This is a genomic window from Actinomadura sp. 3N407 (assembly GCF_052245875.1).
Lineage (GTDB): Bacteria > Actinomycetota > Actinomycetes > Streptosporangiales > Streptosporangiaceae > Spirillospora.
This window is the reverse complement of the sequence record NZ_JBQQBP010000073.1, coordinates 1-1,147: the sequence shown is the minus strand read 5'-3', so window position 1 is coordinate 1,147 and position 1,147 is coordinate 1. Positions and strand designations below refer to the sequence as shown.

The following is a 1,147-nucleotide window of genomic DNA, read 5'->3' as shown; positions in this document are numbered from 1 at the left end:
TTGAGGAGCTGGCGGGCCATGACCATGCGCTGGATCTGGTTGGTCCCCTCGTAAATCTGGGTGATCTTGGCGTCGCGCATCATCCGCTCCACCGGGAACTCCCGCGTGTAGCCATAACCACCCAGCAACTGCACGGCATCGGTGGTGACGTCCATCGCCACATCCGACGCCAGCGCCTTGCACGCCGACGACACCAACGTCAGATCCGCGACCGCCTCACCCCGCATCGCACGCTCGGACTTGACCGCCGCGTGATAGGTCAACTGCCGCGCCCCCTCCAACCGCATCGCCATATCGGCCAGCATGAACTGCACCCCCTGGAAATCACCGATCGGCCGGCCGAACTGACGGCGCTCCTTGACATACCCCACCGCGAAATCCAGCGCCCCCTGCGCGATCCCCAGCGCCTGCGCGGCGATGGTGATCCGGGTATGATCCAGCGTGGCCAGCGCCGTCTTGAAACCGGTGCCCTCGGCACCGATGATCCGATCCGCCGGAATCCGCACCCCCTCCAAGACCACCTGACGGGTCGGCGACCCCTTGATCCCCAGCTTGCGCTCCCGGGGCCCAAACGACACACCCGGATCGGACTTCTCCACCACGAACGCCGAAATACCACGCGCCCCCGCCGACGGATCGGTCACCGCCATCACCGTGTAGAACTCCGACACCCCCGCATTGGTGATCCACATCTTGGTGCCGTCCAGCACCCACACCCCACCATCACGCACCGCACGAGTCCGCATCCCCGCCGCGTCCGACCCCGCCTCAGCCTCCGACAACGCATAGGAGAACATCGCCTCACCCCGCGCCACCGGACCCAGATACCGCCTCTTGACCTCCTCCGAACCGGCCAGCAGCACCGGAACCGTACCCAGCTTGTTCACCGCCGGGATCAACGACGACGACGCACACGCCCGCGCCACCTCCTCGATCACGATCACCGTCGCCAGCGCGTCCGCACCGGCACCCCCGTACGATTCGGGCACATGCACCGCATGCAGATCACTGGCCGCCAACGCCGCCAGCGCCTCCTGCGGGAACCGCGACTCCTCATCCACCTCCGCCGCGAAAGGAGCGATCTTGGCATCGGCCAGCTCACGCACCGTACGCCGCAACAGCTCATGCTCCTCAGACGGCGCGTACG

Annotated in this window: 1 protein-coding gene; it reads right to left on the bottom strand. The window is 66.7% G+C overall.

Annotated elements, in window-relative coordinates:
* Positions 1 to 1,147 (bottom strand): acyl-CoA dehydrogenase family protein (locus ACTWPP_RS44970; RefSeq protein ID WP_443110613.1); only part of this gene is annotated, 1,147 nt, incomplete at both ends.